At 50.7% G+C, this 19,900-nt stretch carries 21 protein-coding genes and 1 pseudogene; 9 read left to right on the top strand and 13 right to left on the bottom strand.

Translation table 11 applies throughout. From position 1 onward, the window contains the following. Window positions 1-64: 64 nt before the first annotated feature. The gene (locus tag Q1B47_RS15615; RefSeq protein WP_299795474.1) at window positions 65-769 is read right to left on the bottom strand and encodes an oxidative stress defense protein; all 705 of its coding nucleotides are present in this window, start codon (window positions 767-769) and stop codon (window positions 65-67) included. Window positions 770-1,095: 326 nt separating this feature from the next. On the opposite strand from Q1B47_RS15615, the gene Q1B47_RS15610 reads away from it, so the two are divergent. Both Q1B47_RS15610 and Q1B47_RS15605 read left to right on the top strand, forming a co-directional pair. Then, complete coding sequence (locus tag Q1B47_RS15610) at window positions 1,096-1,680, top strand: hypothetical protein (protein WP_299795472.1); 585 nt, start codon at window positions 1,096-1,098, stop codon at window positions 1,678-1,680. Between the two features lie 500 nt (window positions 1,681-2,180). Continuing rightward, on the top strand, window positions 2,181-3,578 hold the full coding sequence (locus Q1B47_RS15605; protein WP_299795470.1) for a tryptophanase: 1,398 nt from the start codon (window positions 2,181-2,183) through the stop codon (window positions 3,576-3,578). A 376-nt stretch (window positions 3,579-3,954) separates the two neighbouring features. Here the strand turns inward: Q1B47_RS15605 and Q1B47_RS15600 are convergent. Then, window positions 3,955-4,362 (bottom strand): annotated as a pseudogene (locus Q1B47_RS15600) (NifB/NifX family molybdenum-iron cluster-binding protein); the annotation flags it as partial. A gap of 60 nt (window positions 4,363-4,422) precedes the next feature. Further along, window positions 4,423-4,713 carry a DUF134 domain-containing protein gene (locus Q1B47_RS15595; protein WP_299795468.1) on the bottom strand — a complete coding sequence of 97 codons (291 nt, stop codon included), beginning with the start codon at window positions 4,711-4,713 and terminating at the stop codon, window positions 4,423-4,425. 381 nt (window positions 4,714-5,094) lie between these two features. Between Q1B47_RS15595 and Q1B47_RS15590 the strand changes: the two genes are divergently transcribed. The 6 genes from Q1B47_RS15590 (at window position 5,095) to Q1B47_RS15565 (ending at window position 9,945) form a co-directional block, all read left to right on the top strand. After that, window positions 5,095-5,385, top strand: coding sequence for a hypothetical protein (locus Q1B47_RS15590; protein ID WP_299795466.1), 291 nt, complete (start codon window positions 5,095-5,097; stop codon window positions 5,383-5,385). A gap of 37 nt (window positions 5,386-5,422) precedes the next feature. Continuing rightward, window positions 5,423-6,805, top strand: coding sequence for a UDP-N-acetylmuramate:L-alanyl-gamma-D-glutamyl-meso-diaminopimelate ligase (mpl, locus tag Q1B47_RS15585; RefSeq protein WP_299795464.1), 1,383 nt, complete (start codon window positions 5,423-5,425; stop codon window positions 6,803-6,805). Window positions 6,806-6,924: 119 nt separating this feature from the next. Then, window positions 6,925-7,584: a flavin prenyltransferase UbiX gene (locus tag Q1B47_RS15580; RefSeq protein WP_299795462.1), complete on the top strand. Its 660-nt coding sequence runs from the start codon at window positions 6,925-6,927 to the stop codon at window positions 7,582-7,584. Window positions 7,585-7,602: 18 nt separating this feature from the next. Next, on the top strand, window positions 7,603-8,133 hold the full coding sequence (hpt, locus tag Q1B47_RS15575) for a hypoxanthine phosphoribosyltransferase (protein ID WP_299795460.1): 531 nt from the start codon (window positions 7,603-7,605) through the stop codon (window positions 8,131-8,133). An 82-nt stretch (window positions 8,134-8,215) separates the two neighbouring features. Then, window positions 8,216-9,172, top strand: coding sequence for an ABC transporter ATP-binding protein (locus Q1B47_RS15570; RefSeq protein WP_299795458.1), 957 nt, complete (start codon window positions 8,216-8,218; stop codon window positions 9,170-9,172). Window positions 9,173-9,174: 2 nt separating this feature from the next. Further along, entirely contained in the window at window positions 9,175-9,945 is a 771-nt protein-coding gene (locus Q1B47_RS15565; RefSeq protein WP_299795538.1) for an ABC transporter permease, read from the top strand. A gap of 62 nt (window positions 9,946-10,007) precedes the next feature. Here Q1B47_RS15565 and Q1B47_RS15560 read toward each other — a convergent pair whose 3' ends face one another. From Q1B47_RS15560 to sfsA, 10 genes are all read right to left on the bottom strand, one after another. After that, the gene (locus tag Q1B47_RS15560) at window positions 10,008-10,400 is read right to left on the bottom strand and encodes a DUF4144 family protein (RefSeq protein ID WP_299795456.1); all 393 of its coding nucleotides are present in this window, start codon (window positions 10,398-10,400) and stop codon (window positions 10,008-10,010) included. After that, window positions 10,397-10,804: a hypothetical protein gene (locus tag Q1B47_RS15555; RefSeq protein ID WP_299795454.1), complete on the bottom strand. Its 408-nt coding sequence runs from the start codon at window positions 10,802-10,804 to the stop codon at window positions 10,397-10,399. Before Q1B47_RS15555 ends, Q1B47_RS15560 begins: the two co-directional genes overlap by 4 nt. 88 nt (window positions 10,805-10,892) lie before the next feature. Continuing rightward, window positions 10,893-11,423, bottom strand: coding sequence for a DUF4124 domain-containing protein (locus tag Q1B47_RS15550; RefSeq protein WP_299795536.1), 531 nt, complete (start codon window positions 11,421-11,423; stop codon window positions 10,893-10,895). A gap of 309 nt (window positions 11,424-11,732) precedes the next feature. Then, window positions 11,733-12,578, bottom strand: coding sequence for a pantoate--beta-alanine ligase (panC, locus tag Q1B47_RS15545; protein ID WP_299795452.1), 846 nt, complete (start codon window positions 12,576-12,578; stop codon window positions 11,733-11,735). A gap of 132 nt (window positions 12,579-12,710) precedes the next feature. After that, window positions 12,711-13,505: a 3-methyl-2-oxobutanoate hydroxymethyltransferase gene (gene panB / locus Q1B47_RS15540; protein ID WP_299795428.1), complete on the bottom strand. Its 795-nt coding sequence runs from the start codon at window positions 13,503-13,505 to the stop codon at window positions 12,711-12,713. Window positions 13,506-13,617: 112 nt separating this feature from the next. Then, window positions 13,618-14,121, bottom strand: a complete 504-nt coding sequence (folK, locus tag Q1B47_RS15535) for a 2-amino-4-hydroxy-6-hydroxymethyldihydropteridine diphosphokinase (protein WP_299795426.1) — start codon at window positions 14,119-14,121, stop codon at window positions 13,618-13,620. Further along, window positions 14,121-15,518: a polynucleotide adenylyltransferase PcnB gene (gene pcnB / locus Q1B47_RS15530; protein ID WP_299795534.1), complete on the bottom strand. Its 1,398-nt coding sequence runs from the start codon at window positions 15,516-15,518 to the stop codon at window positions 14,121-14,123. Before pcnB ends, folK begins: the two co-directional genes overlap by 1 nt. A 253-nt stretch (window positions 15,519-15,771) precedes the next feature. Next, on the bottom strand, window positions 15,772-16,644 hold the full coding sequence (gene gluQRS / locus Q1B47_RS15525; protein ID WP_299795424.1) for a tRNA glutamyl-Q(34) synthetase GluQRS: 873 nt from the start codon (window positions 16,642-16,644) through the stop codon (window positions 15,772-15,774). Window positions 16,645-16,904: 260 nt separating this feature from the next. Continuing rightward, window positions 16,905-17,348 carry an RNA polymerase-binding protein DksA gene (gene dksA / locus Q1B47_RS15520; protein ID WP_299795422.1) on the bottom strand — a complete coding sequence of 148 codons (444 nt, stop codon included), beginning with the start codon at window positions 17,346-17,348 and terminating at the stop codon, window positions 16,905-16,907. Window positions 17,349-17,507: 159 nt separating this feature from the next. Beyond that, complete coding sequence (gene sfsA / locus Q1B47_RS15515; protein WP_299795420.1) at window positions 17,508-18,248, bottom strand: DNA/RNA nuclease SfsA; 741 nt, start codon at window positions 18,246-18,248, stop codon at window positions 17,508-17,510. A gap of 287 nt (window positions 18,249-18,535) precedes the next feature. On the opposite strand from sfsA, the gene pepB reads away from it, so the two are divergent. Then, the gene (gene pepB / locus Q1B47_RS15510) at window positions 18,536-19,813 is read left to right on the top strand and encodes an aminopeptidase PepB (protein ID WP_299795418.1); all 1,278 of its coding nucleotides are present in this window, start codon (window positions 18,536-18,538) and stop codon (window positions 19,811-19,813) included. The last annotated feature ends 87 nt before the right edge of the window (window positions 19,814-19,900 follow it).

The raw sequence follows: 19,900 nt of genomic DNA, 5'->3' as shown, positions 1-19,900 counted from the left end.
CAACAGAGATATAGAACCGTTGCGGGTATAGAGGAGTCAGGGCTTATCTTGACAGCGACAGGGGTCACTTCAATCGATAGATCACTTCAACCCGGTCACGAATGGTGACGTGTCCCTGCTGATAGCTCTCACCCACATCGTAACTCGCGCCCTTGGCACTCATGCGCAGCATCACAGGTTGAACGGGATGTTGCTCGTAGTAGCGGATCTCCCACACCCCTTTAATTTTTTCGCCAAACCCTTCGGCGAGCAGCTGTGCTTTGGCCTGCGCATCTTTGATGGCTGCCTGCCTGGCTTTAGCTATCAACTCCTCCTCTTTACTGGATTTCAATGCGATGTTGTTGACCCTGTTGAGTCCCTCCTCAAGCGCCGAGTCTAAGATGGCATTGAGCCGGGTCAGCTCCTTCACGGTTACGGTGAGACGACGGCTGGCGGTATAGCCGATAAGTTCGGCTGGCTTATCTTTTTCGTAGTGGTATTGAGGTTGCAGATTCAGGTTTGCACTCTGAATGAGTGAGCGCTCTATGCCGGCACTCTTCAGCCTTGCGATAAATTTAGCGACGGCCCTATCTGAGCCCTCTTTAGCGGCTTTGGCTGTTTTATCTTTTATGACGACGGCCACATCTATTTCGGCCATATCCGCTTCGACGGCTACCTCGCTCACGCCTACGGTTTCAAGGTGCGGGAAATTGAGTTCACTGGCCTGTAGTTGAGGTGTTGATAAGATAAGGCCGGCAGATATCAGTGCTGCTAGTAGTGATTTTTTCATCAGTTTGAACTCCAAAAGTGAATAGATAAAAGTGAATAGATAAAAGTGATCTCTGAAGTTATAAACGCAGGGATTCTGAGAAAGGGTTTTATTTTTCTCTTTTTATTTTCCCTTTTTTTGGACTTCTCTCTCCGGTGCGTCAAATTGTTACCTATATTCAATATAGATTGTCTTTTATGGCGTTAGGTATCAAAGTGTTATTTGCAGGTTGTTTTTTGTGTTTGTGGATTTGAGTCTGAACGACTATCCGGTTGATCGCCCGCTTCAGATGACTGTCCGACATTGCTGAAAGTACCTGAAACAATAAAACTAAGGTGGGGGTAGGCATGTATTCAATAAGAAGAAATCTGCTTTTAGGCTTAGCCGTTCTCTTTTGTTATACCTTGGTATGTATCTATAGTGCCAGGCTGGAAAATGTCTCAATGGCGACCCAGGCGCATCAATATGGTACCGATCTGGCCTATAACGCCTCTGAATTAGTCGAGTCAAGAGTCTCACCCGCTACTATCTATAACAGAGCCAGGATTGATCATCTGCACCCGGCCGGCGGGGATAAAGCAAGAAACAGCACTTATAGGGGCAGCGAGTTTTCGAGCGTCAACTCCAGGGTCGGTAGTGCTGTTGGGGGGCAAAAATCTCAGATTAACAGCGTCGAATTTGAGCGAGGCAGGGTGTCGAGCATACTCAACGCCGCTATTTTTCTGTTGGGTGTCACCATAGCTTCATTGGCATTTACCGGGGAAAATATGGGCGCGGAATTTAATGATAAGGTTGTATTCCTGTCACTGCTTGTCTTGATTGATGCTCTGTTTATTGCAGGACCATACACCATGGCATTGCCTGTTGCCGGGGTTATCCTGCTTTATGGAAGGCGCTATCTGGGGGGCTACTTTACCCCTCATCAAGAGTAGTATTTAGTGCATTACACTGCTGCTTCATCAAGGGCGTTCAAAGCCCTTGGTTCTGGGCTATAGCCTTGCTGGCTGGGCTTCAGGAGAGGCATTTCTAATTTGCATTGCACGTCCTGATGGGCTCTGAATTGGCATATACTCAATGCCATTGCTATCGAAACTCAGTGCTTGTTTTATCCTCAACTCAGGGGTAGTCTTAACCTACGACTTGCCAAAGGAGGATGATGCCGATGCTGGAACTGTTTGCCAACAACACGCCCGTGTTGTTCCATTGGTACAACTGCGATATCCAACTTGCCTACGATTTCCCCAACGTTTAATTCCCCCAGGTCGGCCGGATAACGGTCCGCATTTAAGCTAACTCAGTTAACTCATTCAGGTTACCAAACCTGTTAATCATAACGCGCTATTTAGCCGAGCTTTGCCATGCGAACATCTCGATACCCTTGTGGTATTCAATCGGCTCGGCTGGTGCACAAAATGCTACAAGGGATTAAACAATGAAACGTATTCCGGAACCTTTTCGTATCAAGATGGTTGAGCCAATTCGTATGACCAACCTCGAGGATAGAGAGCAAGCCCTGGCTCAGGCCGGGCTCAACCCCTTCCTGCTTCGCAGTGAAGATGTTTATATCGATCTATTGACCGATTCCGGCACGGGGGCGATGAGCGATGTGCAATGGGCGGGGCTCATGATGGGTGATGAAGCTTATGCCGGTAGTCGTAACTACTTTAATCTGTGTGAATCCGTCGAACACTTCTTCGGTTACAAGCTTACTGTGCCGGTTCATCAGGGGCGCGGCGCCGAGCAGATACTGTTTCCCTGCCTGATAGAGCGGATGAAACAGGTGCGGGGTGGCACCGAGCCGGTATTCATCTCTAACTATCATTTCGATACCACGGCGGGTCATATCGAGATGAACGGTGGCAAGGCGCTCAACGTGGTGACAGAAAAGGCTTTCGATACCGAGAGTTACTACGATTGGAAGGGTAACTTCGATCTCGATAAGCTCCGTGACACCATAGCCACCTATGGTGCCAATAATATCGCCGCCATCATCACTACCGTGACCTGTAACAGCTCGGGGGGCCAACCTGTCTCTATGGCCAATATGCGTGCGGTCTATGAGATAGCGCAGCAAAACGATATTCCCGTGGTGATCGACTCGGCCAGATACTGTGAGAATGCTTATTTTATCAAGCAGCGCGAGGCCGGTTATCAAGATAGCTCCATGTTGGAGATCATTCGCGAGATGTTCCAATATGGCGATATGCTGACACTGTCGGCGAAGAAAGACCCTATGGTCAACATAGGCGGGCTCTGCTGTGTGCGCGACCATGAGGAGTTATTCAGAGCCGTGCAGACCCGCTGCGTACCGATGGAGGGGTTTGTCACCTATGGTGGCATGGCCGGACGGGATATGGAGGCGCTGGCCAGAGGCATGCATGAAGGTGCCGATGAAGACTTTCTTCACTACCGGATAAGTCAGGTCGCCTATCTGGGGGAGCGCCTGCGTGAGGCTGGGATCCCGATTCAATACCCTACCGGAGGCCATGCGGTGTTTGTCGATGCCGCTAAGATGTTACCCCATATTCCTGCCCATCAATTTCCGGCGCAATCTCTGTGTAATGCCCTCTATCTCGAGGCCGGCATTCGTGCGGTTGAGATAGGCTCACTGCTGCTGGGCCGCGATCCTGAGACCGGTGAGCAGAAGGCGTCACCTATGGAGCTGATGCGACTCACGATTCCGCGCCGGGTTTATACCAATGATCATATGGATTATATCGCCGATGCGCTCATCGCCATCAAAGAGCAGGCGGCGTCGCTGAAGGGGCTAAGCTTCGATTACGAGCCCCCGGTATTGAGGCACTTTACCGCTAAGTTTAACTCACTCTAGCCATTGATTCTGTTCGGTTTGCGCCGTATTGGACACGTCGGAGAAGGGTTAAGCTTGATATTGGACTCAGCCTCAATCGTGAGCTGAGTCCTCTGATAGTGCCTTCACCCGATAGACAGCGGGTTAAGGCTGGCTGCTACAGTTTACGGAACCCGGCGTAACTCATCTTACTCTGTTGCGTAGCTTCTGGCTTTGCCTGTTTTGCCAGATGACTCATGACGGATTCACCCCCGCCTTTGGCTCTCCCACTACAGCCACATCCTCCGGACTTTCTATTACCCGACTGCCCGTGGTCTGGGTTGCCGCCGCAGCATCCACCGGCCTTCTTTTTGGCGGAGGCCTGGGCACTGTCCTGAGAACCGGCGCCATGAGAGCCACAGCCACAGCCTCCGGATTTTCCGCTTCCGCCACAACAGCCGCCCTTTTTCTCATGATTGAGTGAGGCTCTGCCCTGTGAGGCATGGAGAAGGCGCAGATTCAGGTTGCGTGTGGTTTTCAGCAGCTCTTCGATACCAAGAGAGCTATCGCCCTTGCTGACGCTGATCCCCGCATCGAGTAGCTTACCGAGCATACGCTCGCCGATATGCTGCACGATTATGATGTTGGTCTTGTTGTTGATGATAAGCTCCAACATCGCCTTCTTGGCACTGCATCCTTCGCCCTGTAGTGCAGGGTTGGCAAAGCTGCCGATCAGTTGATGATGTTCGTTGAAGAAGCCTATCTCCTGGGCCTTGGTAAAGTGGCTCGCGAGTCGGTCACGACTCATTGGCATTGCAATAATCATAGTCATTCCTTGTGAGCCTTCAATAGGGGCATCTATCAAAGGTAAATATTAGTCTGGGGCTTAGCTCTCTTGGCTCTCCAGAGGCAAGAGAAGCGCATGTCCACAGGTGATGGCGGTGGCGACCTTCTTGCGCGCGCTGGCAAGCAGGTTGCCGAATGTCTGTCTGGAGATCCCCATTCGGGCCGCGGCATCGAGCTGACTCAGCTTCTCAACATCGCCCAGGTTCAGCGCCTCAAACTCATCGGCCTCCAGTTGGATCCTGGTCAGCTCAGATGAAGGGATCCCATTAGGTTTAAACATGCTGCAGGGCACACAGGCCGATAAGCGGCGACACTTTCTGGGTCTTGGCATGATGAATCGCCTCCCTTCCTGTTAGTAAAAAACTTGTTGGTAAAAGTCATGGGCAAAGAGTTATTAGTTATTGGCGTACGCCAATAACTGGGGATTATCATGCAAGTTCATAAAACAAACTGTGCAGTAGATCACCATCAAAAATATTCGTGTCGGCTAAATAATTGGGTGCTTATAGCTATTCATTCAGGGCCTAGTGCATTATGCAAATAGTTTATTTTGAAGATAAGACTAGGTATGACTGACTGTAATTTCTAATGATATAAAGGTCTGCAGAATCCAATTCTGTTCCGTACAGCATTTCAGATAATGGGAGCGGGAAATATTGACGAAGTGTCACCGTATTTGGCTAAATCGAAGAGATAAGAAACAGGTGTAGGTATGAATGAGGGTATCGAAAACAGGGATGTTTTCGTTAAGCGGGCATGGATGGCTTTACAACGATATCCATATCTAAAAGCCAGTTCGGCATCCATGCCTCTCGTTCATAAGCACAGAAACCAGAAGCTTCTATTCACCGTTCCGAAGGAATACCTGCACATAAGCCCGCTGCAGGCGATTAACACCATAGAAGCTATGGTTCTTAATACACCTCAAAACCATAAAAGTCAGAATCAAAAACAAGCGTTATTTAAACCATTGTTAACTGACAATGGCCTCCTCAAGCGATAGAATACCCCTCAGATTATTCCTCATCAGAGCCAACCTCATGCATGTACACATCTTAGGCATCTGCGGCACCTTTATGGGTGGTCTGGCACTTCTGGCCAGAGCAGAGGGCCACAAGGTTACCGGCAGCGATGCCAATGTCTATCCGCCGATGAGCACTCAGCTCGAAGAGCAGGGGATCGAACTCATTCAGGGCTTCGACCCGAGCCAGCTCGGGAGAAACGAAGATGACGCGCCGGATCTGGTGGTTATCGGTAATGCGATGAGCCGGGGGAACCCCTGTGTCGAAGCGGTATTGAACCGCGGTCTCAAGTACACCTCCGGTCCGCAGTTTCTGGCCGAACATATTCTGCCAAACCGTTGGGTGCTGGCGGTATCAGGGACCCATGGTAAGACCTCGACCTCGAGCATGCTGGCGTGGATCCTGGAAGATTGTGGCTACGAGCCGGGCTTTCTGATCGGTGGTGTTCCTCAAAACTTCGGTGTCTCTGCGCGCCTGGGTAACTCGCCATTTTTTGTGGTGGAAGCCGATGAGTATGACAGTGCCTTCTTCGATAAGCGTTCCAAGTTCGTTCACTATCAGCCACGCACTCTGGTCATCAATAACCTGGAGTTCGATCATGCCGATATCTTCGATGACTTGAAAGCGATACAGCGTCAGTTTAATCACGTGATACGCACCGTACCCGGTCAGGGGAAAATTATCTGGCCCAAGGATAGTGAGGCGGTGCAGCAGGTGATGGAATTGGGCTGCTGGAGCGAGCAGGAGACATTTAATAAAGGGCTGCAATCACCAGCAGAGAGTGGGTGGCATGCCGACTTGTTGGCCGATGACGGTCATAAGTTTGAGCTCTTCTTCGAAGGTGACTCTCAGGGCGTGTTGGATTGGAGCCTTATCGGCCAGCATAATGTCGAGAATGCCACCATGGCGATCGCGGCAGCGCGTCATGTGGGGGTGCAACCCGAGGCGGCCATCGAGGCGCTCACCAGGTTTTCACCACCTAAGCGCCGTATGGAGCTTATCGGCACGGTGAACGGCATAGAGGTATACGATGATTTTGCCCACCACCCGACGGCGATAGCGACGACCCTGCAGGGGACTCGCGCTAAGGTCGGTAAGGGTAAGATCACCGTTATCTTAGAGCCGCGCTCAAACACCATGAAAAGTGGTGTACATAAAGACACCTTAGCCGATTCGATGCAGCTCGCCGATGAGGCCTACCTCTATCAGGCGGATAACATCAATTGGGACGTGAAGGCGGCAATGGAAAAGGCCCGACTGCCCGTTACTGTGCTATACCAAATAGATGAGATAATCGATGCCGTAGCCGACAGGGCGCAAACCGGTGACACCATCATAGTGATGAGTAACGGTGGCTTCGGTGGTCTGCATCAGAAGCTGTTAAAGAGATTGAAAGATTAAAGGGGTAAGTTTTAAGTCATAAGTTTTAAGATATGAGCCATGAGAAACAAGCTTGTGCTCTTCACTTTCTTTGCTTACAGCTTAACACTTACCGCTTACAACTATTTTATTGAGACTTTATGAGTTACCCAAGAAAAACCAAGGCTGTCAGTCTGGCCTGGACAGGGGCCTCCGGCGCACCTTACGGCCTGAAACTGTTGGAGTGCCTGCTGGTTGCCGACTATCAGGTATTTCTGATGATCTCATCGGCCGCCAGAGTCGTGATGGCGACCGAACATGGTTTGCAGTTAAGTGCCAACAGCGACAAGGCCGCAGAGCAGCTTACTGAGCTGTTTCGTGAGCAGGGCGCATGTATCACCGGCACTCTGCATGTTTTGGGCAAGGAGGAGTGGTTTTCACCGCCGGCCTCGGGCTCGGCTGCGCCAAAACAGATGGTTATCTGTCCCTGTAGCACAGGAACCTTAGCGGCCGTGGCCAGTGGAATGAGTAATAGTTTGCTCGAACGCGCCGCCGATGTGGTAATAAAAGAGCGTGGGCAACTTATCTTAGTTCCCAGGGAAACTCCCTTTAGTTCTATACATTTAGAGCATATGTTGTCCCTATCCAGACTCGGTGCGACCATCATGCCCGCGGCTCCGGGCTTTTATCATGATCCCAAATCGGTAGAAGATCTGGTAAACTTCATGGTCGCCCGGATCCTTGATCATCTGGGTGTCGAACACGAATTAACGAATCGCTGGGGCTATGATAAGCATAATGCCAGTGACAGCGACAATTAATACTATGTTGAGAGTACTATGAAACACACCATCGAAGAGATGATCTCTGCCCAGGAGATAGACGAGAAACTGGATCTGTTGGCTGAGCAGATTAATGCTCACTATGCTGACAGCGAGCGCCTGTTAATGGTGGGGTTGTTGAAAGGCTCCGTTGTGTTTATGGCCGATCTTTGTCGCCGTATTAAGGGCCATGTGGAGATCGATTTCATGTCGGTATCCAGCTACGGTAATGCGATGACCAGCACACGTGAAGTTAAGATTCTGAAAGATGTGCAGTCGGATATTCAAGGGCGCGATGTACTTATCGTCGAAGATCTGATCGATTCGGGTAATACCCTCAATAAGATCCGTGAGATGCTTTCACTGCGTGACCCTAAGAGTCTGGCGTTATGTACGCTGCTCGATAAGCCGGATCGCCGTGAGATAGAGGTTCCGGTAGATTTCATCGGCTTTACTATTCCCGATGAGTTTATCGTCGGTTACGGTATCGATTACGCCGAGCAGTATCGGAATCTGCCCTATATCGCTAAGGTGATCCCGCAAGAGTAAGCTCACACGTTCTATTCTCAACTCCCGCATCTGGCGGGAGTTTTTCGTTTTACAGATATCGGTTTACTGCATTGGAAGAGAAATGACAAACACTGAGCATGCATTAGTTATCGACTCGCTGAAGAAAACCTATAAGGGCGGCGTCGAGGCGGTAAAGGGGATAAGCCTTACGGTCGAAAAGGGGGACTTCTTTGCCCTGCTAGGCCCCAACGGAGCCGGCAAGTCAACGACCATAGGTGTGATTAGCTCGCTGGTACAGAAGAGTGAAGGCAAGGTCTCCGTGTTTGAACACGATATCGACACTGAGCTGGAGTTGGCTAAGCTCTGTATCGGTCTGGTGCCTCAGGAGTTTAACTTCAACCAGTTTGAAACGGTTCTGCAGATCGTGGTCAATCAGGCCGGTTACTATGGTGTAACCAGGGCTGTCGCGCTCGAGCGTGCACAGAAATACCTGAGTCAGCTGGATCTGTGGGAGAAACGCAACAGTCCCGCACGGGCACTGTCCGGTGGCATGAAGCGGCGTTTGATGATTGCCAGAGCACTGATGCATCAGCCGAAGCTACTTATTCTTGATGAGCCGACGGCCGGTGTCGATATCGAACTCAGACGTTCGATGTGGACCTTTCTGACGGAGCTCAATGCCGAAGGGGTGACGATTATTCTGACCACTCATTATCTGGAAGAGGCCGAGATGCTCTGCCGTAATATCGGTATCATCGACAAAGGGGTACTGGTCGAGTGTACCAGCATGAAGTCCCTGCTGAGCCGCTTGAACCTTGAGACCTTCGTTCTCGATCTGGGCCGGGATCTGACCGAACCTCCCGTGCTCGAAGGGCTCACCTGCCGCTTAAGCGACCCGCACACCTTAGAGGTCGATGTCGAGAAAGATCAAAGCCTTAATACTGTATTTACCCAGCTAAGTGAGCAGGGACTGGAGGTATTGTCGATGCGTAATAAGGCTAACCGTTTGGAGGAACTGTTTGTGGAGTTGGTAGAGAAAGGCAAGCATGAACAAGCTCAGAAGGGGGTGACGTCATGAATATGAAAGCACTCTATGTCACGGCATTTAAGAGCATCTTAACCAAAGAGATCAATCGCTTCACCCGGATCTGGATACAGACCTTAGTGCCGCCGGCTATCAGCATGACACTCTATTTCCTGATCTTCGGTAACCTGGTCGGAAAGCGGATCGGTGAGATGGGAGGTGTCACCTACATGGAGTTTATCGCACCTGGCCTGATCATGATGGCGGTGATCACGGCTTCCTACTCGAATGTGGCATCATCATTCTTCAGTGCCAAGTTTCAGCGTAACCTGGAGGAGTTGATCGTTGCCCCGGTTCCCCACTATGTGATGATTGCCGGCTACGTCGGCGGCGGTGTCGCCCGGGGATTGTGTGTGGGAAGTATAGTGACGGGCGTGGCTATGTTCTTCGTCGATATCTCTCTGCATCACGCCGGACTCGTCGCGATAACTGTGCTGCTGACATCGATTCTGTTCGCTCTGGGCGGCCTGATTAACGCCGTATTCGCCAAGAGTTATGACGATATCAGCATAGTACCTACCTTCGTGTTAACACCGCTTACCTACCTCGGCGGTGTCTTCTACTCCCTCTCTCTGCTCCCCGACTTCTGGCAGGGGGTATCGGCACTGAACCCTGTGGTCTATATGATTAACGTGTTTCGTTACGGTTTCTTAGGTTATGCCGATATGAGTGTTCCCTTCTCGATCGCCGTTATGGTGGGCTTTTGTGTCGCACTGTGGAGCCTGGCGTATTATCTGATCAGCCGTGGAATAGGCCTGCGCAGCTAACTGCGACGGCTCAGGATCCCTGAGAATGAGCTCAGGGATCCTGAGTAAATAGTTTTAAGCTTCTAGCTCTCCTCTAAAAACTTCATTATCTCAAAAACCTGCTCCAAGGAGTCTGCCCTTAATTTGGCGGTGCAGCAGTGACCCGACAAGCTGGCATGTTGCCTGACAAACTCCAATATCTGAGGTAAATACAGTGGTTCATCCGCTATCTGCCAGCTTAGTTGTCTGTCTGGCATCCGCTGAGTATGCGGTGTCGGAGTAAGCTCATAGACGACGCCCGATACATCAAGCAGACGGCTGTTTGCCGCTATATGACTCTGCGTCTCGAGTAGCCACTCATGCTCCGACGCCAGATAGGTAAGTCCGTCAGGGTCTTGTTGAATGAGTATTGCCGGCCACTTGATCTGCCTGTTCTCGTAACGCTTCATATCGCCTTTTCTGTTACTGCTTTTCATTCGCCGCGTTTTAATAGCCAAGGGTAACGATTACTGCACCTATATTGCCCGAAGGCGGCCTGTTTGTCTGCAATCGAGTCTGCAACCCCGAAGGCGTAGCCTTTGACGTAAATAAGCACGAACAGGGCACGCATCTCACCATTGTCTATAGGCTCTAGCTGCTCATTTAACGTGAGGTTAAGGCGCATATTATCGATCTTTTCATCGTTACTCATGGCGAGTTTGCTACACACGAGCAGATCCATGACCTCTGGTTGGTTGAGTATGGTATGGGCTTTATCGATAAAACCATGCATCCCCATGCCGCCGCGACTGGCGATGATCTTTTGCAGCGTGAAATAGGAGAGGAGTGTTCCCAGCAGTATGCCTGCTATAAAAACAGTGAGATAAGTGAGTTTTTTCATCGGGAGCGAGAGTTCTTGAGTTGCTGAAATAGGGAAAACCAGAAACAGACAGTTTATAACGAAGGCCTTAAGACTAATATCTTAAAACTTACTTTTCAGTTGATTCCGGTTTCTCTTCGGCTTGGACCAGCGCCTTGCGTTGCTGCAGAAGATCTATGCTCTTCTGGTTATTAGCGATAAGATCGTCGAAATAGAGGTGCATCTCCTTCATTTCACTAAGATACTCGGGGTTATCCTTCTCTTTTTTCTGCCAATAACGCTTACGCTCTATCTTCTGCTCTTCACTGGCCCTTAATATATCGAAATAGCTGTTTTCCTGTTTTAAACGGTACATCTCAGCGTTGATCAGCTGCATCAGCTTCTCTTTGGAGATGGTTTTCATATCGAGCAGTGCGGAGAGAGGGTCGATAAAGTTTTGTGGCTTATCTGAGTCGATCTCTGTGGTGATCCCCAGATCGTATTCTATCTGGCGTTGGCTGAACTCTTTGGGGCAGCTGGTCTGACTAAAGACAACCTTATCATCTTTGATGCATTTATAGATGCTACCAGCCAGAGCTGAACCGACTAACAGGCTGGTAAAAGTCAGACAGGTAAAAAATATGAGTATCACTCTTGCCATCAGGCTATACATCCTCTGTTCAGCTTTCTGCTCACTCACTTAATGAGTGTCACCATCTCTGGCTGTATATCGAAAAACACCTAAGATATTTGACGAACATCCATTCAGCCAGCCATTACGACATCTAATACTTTCTTATATATCCATACTACTATGGCGTAACTGGCGCGATAAAACCAGTTTTTTGAGAGGGAGTTCTGACAATATTGGCTTTGATTAATAAGACAATATAGAGAGGTATGACGATATAGCTGTTGAACGGATTAATCGAGGCACCCTAACCGGGTACCCCGACAGGCAACACTCTGTTTAGCGGGTGAAGCAGAGGTTATCAATCAGGCGTGTATCGCCCATGTAGGCCGCTGCAAGGATAACAAGTGAGGCATCTTCGTCGCTCGCCAGAGACAGGTCCGATGCACTGCGTACCTCGAGGTAATCGGGTCTGAATCCAGCTTCGCTCAACTGATGAGTGCCGGCCTTAATGGCATCGGCAATGGACTCACCCTGCTGGATTGCATCGGACATGGCATCCATAGTCCGCTTAAGTGTCGCAGCCTTATCCTTCTGTGCCTCACTCAGGTAGCCGTTACGTGAGCTCATGGCTAAGCCTGAGGCCTCGCGTATGGTATCGACGCCAACAATCTCAATAGGCATCGAGAGATCGGCCACCATGGTCTCTATCACCAGCAGCTGTTGGAAATCTTTGCGACCGAAAAGAGCAATGTCGGGCTGGACGATATTAAACAGCTTGCAGACCACTGTGGCGACACCACGGAAGTGTCCGGGACGGCTGGCCCCGCATAGCTCTTCGCTGATTTTTGGAACCTCTACAAAGCTCTGCTGCTCCATCCCCTTTGGGTAGATGATCTCTGGTGTCGGGGTGAAGAGCAGTTCGGCACCGGCATCGGTCAATGCCTGTTGGTCGGCAGCCAGCGTTCTCGGGTAGGCATCGAGATCTTCATTTTGACCAAACTGCATCGGGTTGACAAAGATTGAGGCGACGACATGATCGGCACGTTTAACCGCTTCCTTAACGAGGGTGATATGCCCCAGGTGAAGGTTGCCCATAGTTGGAACGAATGCGACGGTTTCGCCCTTGGCATGCCATGCACGAACTTGTTGACGGATCTGACTGATTTCTTGAGTGGTGATCATAGTAACTCTGCACTATTTTGTTTTACTGAATAGATCTTCCTCCCGCCAGAGCGGGCTGGGAATTTTTGCTTGGTTTGCAGGCCAAGCCGCCGGTGAGTGTCGATATTTACCGGCGGTTGAGTGCATACTTACCTAGTTAAATGTATGGTCGATGCCCGGGAAGATACCTTGTGCGACTTCGTCGATATATGCGCGAATAGCCTCGCGGATCTCACCGGTCTGCTTCAGGTAATTCTTAGAGAAGCGGGGAATGTAGCCACTGGAGATCCCCAATACATCGTGCATAACCAGTATCTGGCCATCGGTATCGGCACCGGCTCCGATGCCTATCACCGGAATGGTTAATGCTTCGCTGACGGCCTTGGCAAGTGCTGCCGGAATACATTCTACAACCAGCAGCTGAGCTCCGGCCGCTTCGATAGCCTTAGCCTCATCCAGGATACGCTGGGCATTGTCTGAATCGCGTCCCTGAACCTTAAAGCCGCCGAACACATGTACCGATTGCGGGGTCAAGCCTAAGTGAGCACAGACCGGGATACCGCGTTCGGTCAGTTTACTTATGGTGTCCAGTAACCAGTGGCCGCCCTCTAGCTTGACCATATTCGCGCCGGCTTGCATCAAGGCGGTGGCATTTGTCATCGCTTGCTCGGCCGTTGCGTAACTCATAAACGGCATATCGGCGATAAGCAGAGAGCGTTTGATACCACGGCGAACACAGCGTGTATGGTAGGCAATATCTTCGACCGTTACGGGTAGAGTATCATCATGTCCTTGAAGTACCATTCCCATCGAATCACCGACGAGTAGCACATCAATTCCTTCACTGTCGAAGGCGCTTGCAAAGCTTGCGTCATAGGCCGTGAGTGCAGTGAACTTTTTACCTTCCTGCTTAAACTTGAGCAGGGTAGAGCTAGTTATTTTAGACATAGTGATGATCTTAAATCGATTAATTGTATTAGTGCTAAATATTCAGCTTTCGCATTTAGATTTGGATAAAGACAGTGTGCTTTTATAAGCCAACACAGAGCCGAGTTCAATATTATCTGACTATTTGTTCTAATTCTGCGGTCAATTCGGCATTTATAAGTTGCTCGAGCTTTGTGCCGCAGGGAAGAGTCAGCCGGGGGGCGATATCGGCTAAAGGCACCAGGACAAAGCTGCGCTGCTTCATTCCATAATGGGGGATCGTGAGTCTTGGGGAGTCTATGGTTTGATTGTCATAGAGAAGAATGTCGAGATCTAAGGTTCTTGGTCCCCAGCGCTCGAGTCTCACCCGGCCCTGCTCGTTTTCAATTTTTTGCAGTGCATCCAACAGCTCGATAGGTTGGAGCCTGGTATTGAAGCTGACGACGGCGTTGACATAGTCGGGCTGTACCACATCTCCCATCGGGGCGGAGCGGTAGTAGGGGGAAACTCTAAGTGAGCTCTTATCTGCTGAGTCAGGGCTTGGCAGGGCCAGCTCGGTAAGCGCTTTACAGGCGTTATCGAGCTGAGTCTGCGGGTCGGTAAGATTTGCCCCTAGTGCAACAAAAACTAACGCCATTACTCTGTCGGCTTAGCCGTTTTCTTTGGGGTGGATCTGCGGCGTCTGCGTTGATTAGAGTTGCGGTTACGGCTGCCCTTGTTTGCCGAGCGCGCGATGACACTGCGTTGCTCATCGCCTCCCTCGACGAAGCTCTTCCACCATGCGGCAGACTTGGCAACCGAACCACCCTCGGCAAGCGCTCTGAGCAGAAGCAGATCATAGGCCGCACGGAACTTAGGATGCTCGATAAACTTAAACGCACGCGTGCCCTGATTGCGATCGAACCTGAGCTGCAGTTGCCAGATATCTTTAGCCGGTGTGCTGAAGCGGCGTGGGATGCTGATGCTACGGCATTGCTGCTCCATCACATCGCCCATCGCGGCGTTATAGGCGTCATAGAGACTCAGACCACTTTCAAGAGCGATATCGTCGGCACGTTGACTCAATGGGTACCAGAGTATGGCTGCGTAGAAGAAGGCGGGCGTTACCGTTTTCTCTGCGCGGACTCTCAGATCGGTATTTTCCATGACAGCCTGAAGCATCTTAGCGGTAAAGCCATTGGGCTCATCTTCAAGATGTGAATCTATCAGTGGGAAGAGAGGCGCAAACAGACCAAATTCGCGCATCATCTCAAAGTTATTTGTCGCCTGGCCGTTGAAGAAGAGTTTGAGTACCTCTTCATACATGCGCGCTGCGGGAATATCTTTCAGCAGTGGAGCCAGATCATAGATTGGGTCGGCTGCACCGGGATCTATGGTCATGTCGAGTTTAGTCGCAAAACGCACGGCTCTGAGCATACGCACGGGATCTTCACGGTAGCGGGTGTTGGGATCGCCGATTAATCTGATGGTTTTTGAGTTCAGATCTTCAAGGCCACCGCCGTAACTATGTATAGAGAAGTCACTGATGTCGTAATAGAGTGCATTGACGGTGAAGTCGCGACGTTCCGCATCTTCATCTATGGTGCCGTAAACATTATCGCGTAGCAGTCGGCCTTCGGCATTGGTCTTGGAGATCTTTTCACCCGAATCGACATGGTGGCCACGCAGTGTTGCGACCTCGATCACATCGCGACCAAAGACGATATGGGCCAGACGGAAGCGCCTTCCGACCAGTCGGCAGTTGCGAAAGAGTTTCTTGATCTCTTCAGGTGTCGCATTGGTTACCACATCGAAATCTTTCGGTTGCAGGCCCAACAAAATGTCACGCACCCCTCCACCGACGAGATAAGCCTTAAACCCGGACTTATGTAATCGATAGAGTACCTTTATGGCATTTTCGCTTATCTGTCTGCGAGAGATAGAGTGATCTTTTCTCGGGACAACCTCCAAACTTAGCCCTGTTTGTGTGGTTTCGTCAGCTGCTTGATTGTCATCAAAGAACTGCTTACAGAATTTGCTAATACGGCGAAAAATGGGACACCTCGAACTTGGAACTTAACTGCGATTTAAAATAAGTCGGCTATGATAACTCAAATATGGCTCAATGAGTATACGATTGATCACCATTGACTCACGTCGTTTTGAATTTGTGTGCGATCTTCTATAGTTGGCCAGGTAAAGTCGCCAGAAAAGCTGAGCCGTTAGCACCGAACCACCATGGGGCACCCGATTCGGGCTGGTGTTCCCTGCACCTCTTAAGGAGGAGAACGCAAGTCAGCGTAAGCGGTTAATCGAGGATGATCTCGGTTTGCTTAGGGATCAGGTCGATATCAAATTGAGATATGGCCTGCTCCAGCATCAGGGGCATCTCTTTTCTGGGTTCGACACTGGGTTGCCCCAGAAAACACAGTGCGGCGTTCAGGCTATTTTGTGGCTGAGTGATGTCGATAGCGGGGGCATGATTCTGTTTCGACAGCTTCATGCCCGGTGTGGTGCAGACCAGGGGGAGGTGTAGCCAGGTGGGCGCTTTGAAACCAAACAGTGCAAAGAGGCTCTCCTGTCTGCAACTTGTCTCAAGCAGGTCACAGCCCCGAACCACCTCAGTGATCTGCTGAAATGCATCATCCAGGACTACGGCCAACTGGTAGGCGTAGAGGCCATCACTACGTTTAATGATAAAGTCCTCATTGGCAAAGGCTTTATCCAGCTGTATCCGGCCCATCAGGGTATCTTGAAATCTGTCTATGCCGATCGTATTGCGTATTCTTATCGCCCCATGAGTCAGTGGCGTTTCCAGCTTGCCGCAGCGACCGTCATAGGTGCCACCCATCGCCTTGATCTGTTTGCGTGTACATTGACAGTAATACGCGAGATCGGCGTCCATTAAGCTATCGAGTTTAGCCTGATAAGCCTCGACCCGCTGACTTTGGTACAACACCTCACCATCCCACTCCAGGCCATAGGCATGCAGCGTTCGAAGAATATCGTCGCTGCTTCCCGGTACCTCTCTGGGAGGATCGATATCTTCGATTCTCACCAACCATTGACCCCCCATAGAGCGCGCCCGCAAGAAGCTGCCTACGGCCGCAACCAGAGAACCGAAGTGAAGCGGACCTGAAGGAGAGGGGGCAAATCGGCCTATGTATGGGGATTGACTCAAAGTGACGATACCTATAGTTGATAGGTTATAAAACCAGAGAGGATCATAATATGTTTAGGCTGGGTTTAACAGTGCCGGAATAGCCATCGGCTGGCATCTGGCTTTACGATAAATGTGTCAGCGGGGAGGAGAGACGAGCATCTAATGCTTGTCGGTGATCAACCAGAGAGCTGAGCGAAGCGCTGAATTTAGCTTAAAAACAGAAAAGAGCTGTTAAGCGGGGCCAACCCCCGCTTACTCATGCAGTCAAGAGCCGCTGGTTAGCCGGCCATCTGCTTTTCTTTGATCTCTGAAAGTGTCTTACAGTCGATGCACTGATCGGCTGTCGGACGAGCTTCGAGGCGGCGGATGCCGATTTCGATGCCGCAAGATTCACAGAAACCGAAATCATCTTCTTCAATCTTCTGAAGTGTCTTTTCGATCTTCTTAATCAACTTACGCTCTCTGTCGCGAGCACGAAGCTCAAGACTGAACTCCTCTTCCTGTGCCGCACGGTCTACAGGATCCGGGAAGTTAGCCGCTTCATCTTGCATATGGTTAAGAGTACGATCGACCTCTTCACGCAATTGATTACGCCAAGCGTCCAGAATCGTTCTGAAGTGGTCCAGCTGATCTGCGTTCATATACTCCTCACCAGGTTTCTCCTGGTAAGGTTCTACACCTGCGATAGCGAGCACGCCGAGTTTTTTAGTGCCTTCTGGCATAACCCATCTCCTGTTAATCGTTTGCTTTGTAGGGCGCTTGTATTTTAAGGCCGATATCTATATCAGAAACAGATAATCCAAGCAAACTTTTTGTATCCATTTGACGTTATTCCTTGACTATGTCCCCTATTCTCAATTAATTCAACTTTTAGCTGCCATTTAAAGTTTGACAGGGCATGATTTAATCAAGGAGGCCCCATTTGGGGAGATTTCGGCGCAATATGCGATGATTTCGACCCCGGCGCGGTGTGCTTCACTCAGCAAATTGGCATAGTCAGGGTCGATATGAGCCGCCGCCTGAACAGACTCTATTCCTGTATGCTGCACCACAAAAAGCAGTACGCCTCTATGGCCGGCAGCCACCACCTCCATCAACTCCCTCAGGTGCTTCTGTCCTCGGGTGGTGACCGCATCGGGGAAGTAGCCCTGACCCTCTTCCAGCAGGGTACAGCTCTTCACTTCCACATAGCAGTCGGCCTTGGTTAGTGTGTCGCCCCGCTCACTGTTTTTTGCCTCTTCGGCGTCGCTGAGAAGAATATCGATACGGCTATTTTCACTGCCGTATTTGACTTCACGTCTGAGCGAGCCATAACCGCTCAACTCGGTTATCACCCCGTCTCTGATGGCATCTTCAGCCAGCTGATTGGCTCTGCCTGTGTTGATACCTATTATATGCCCCACATCGGACTCAGCCTGCTCCCAGGTGCGTGAGTACTTACGTTTTGGGTTATCGGAGGTGGAGAACCACACCTTTTCACCGGGAAAGAGGCAGTTTCTCATCGAGCCGGTGTTGGGGCAGTGTATGGTGACCTCACTGCCATCGCTGAGTCGAATGTCGGTAAGGAAGCGTTTATAGCGTCTCAGTAAGACGCCCTGTTCGAAAGGGGGAGTGAACTGCATTAGCCGGCTGGGGCTCCATAAGAGATAACAGATGAGATTAGGTTATCAGTTTCCCGGGTTAATAATGAGTCTTTTACAATTAAGCGGGGGAAATAGCATCACACCGGGTCATTCAACTCCCGGCTAATTTAGCCGGGAACAATCAAATGTGATGGCTTTCGGTATCTAGCTCTATGCAGTACACTTCGGACAAGCAAATCTCAGGTTATCTATTTTTTCCGTCTCTTAGTTTAGCGCGTACGGGAAAGACCTAACTACAAAAAGATGTATAAAAGGAAGGATTAGGCATGACAGAGTTAATGAAAGTGAGCCTCACCAAAGAGGCACCTGCTGCCCACTGGGGGAAGGCCGATGTGACATTTCAAAATGATCAGGCGGCTATTCACCTGCAGGGGGGCGATGAGTTACGCCAGATCCAGAAGGCGGCGCGTAAACTGCGCAGCCAGGGGATAGCGACACTTTCATTAGAGGGAGAGCTGTGGGATCTGCACTCTCAATGGGCTTTCGCTCAGGGATTTGCTACGGCAAAGTCTAATTCCGATATCCGCTGGACCGGGGATGAAGCGACCCGGACCGAACTGGAAAACAGACTCGCCAGTGCCAGCTTTGCCCGCCAGTTGATCAACGAGACGCCTGAAAATTTAGCGCCTGTGAAGTTGGCTATTCTTGCCGCCCACTGGTTATCCGAGATTGGCTCAGACAAGGTGAGCTATCGCATCATCGAAGGTGCCGAACTGCTCGAAGAGAAGTGGATCGGTATCCACGCCGTGGGCCGTGGCAGTGAGCGACCACCTGCGATGCTGGAGCTTGATTATAACCCTCTTGGTGAAGATGCTCCGGTATCCGTTGCCCTGGTCGGTAAGGGGATCACTTTCGACTCCGGCGGTTACAGCATTAAATCCTCCGAAGGCATGTTGGGGATGAAGTGTGACATGGGCGGAGCGGCGACCGTGACCGCGGCGCTGGGTCTGGCGATGAAGCAGGGGTTGAACAAGCGGGTTAAGTTGTTCCTCTGCTGTGCTGAGAATCTTATCAGTGGTCATGCTTACAAGCTGGGTGACATCTTGACCTATAAGAATGGCGTCTCTGTCGAGGTGGTCAATACCGACGCTGAGGGGCGCTTGGTATTAGCCGATGGTTTGCAGGCGGCATCGGAAACCGGCGCTCCTCTGATCATCGATGCGGCCACCCTGACCGGCGCAGCCCTGATGGCTGTCGGAACTAACTATAACGCTATCTTCTCACCATCGAGTGAGGTGTTGGCTATGACGCAGGCTAAAGCGACCGAAGTGGGTGAGCGGGTCTGGCCGCTGCCACTGGACCCCTGGCATCGTGAGATGTGTCCATCGCCCTATGCCGATACCGCTAACAGCCGACCCATGAAGGGGGGCGGTGCCGGTGGTGCCTCTAATGCTGCCGGTTTCCTGTGGCACTTTGTTGCCCCGGAGGCTCAGTGGTTACATATGGATCTTGCCTCCGCCTTTGCAGATACCTCCAATGCATTATGGGCCGCAGGCGGAACGACACACGGTGTCTTGACTATCGCAGCATTATTGCAGGATTAATATCTCGTGTTCAGAGCGATAGACGACTCGTACATCACGGCGAATTTGAGCTAAATATTGAAGCCGGCACCTGAAAAGGTGCCGGCT

It is taken from the genome of uncultured Shewanella sp. (genome assembly GCF_947501225.1).
GTDB lineage: Bacteria > Pseudomonadota > Gammaproteobacteria > Enterobacterales > Shewanellaceae > Shewanella.
This window is presented reverse-complemented; position numbering and strand designations above follow the sequence as displayed.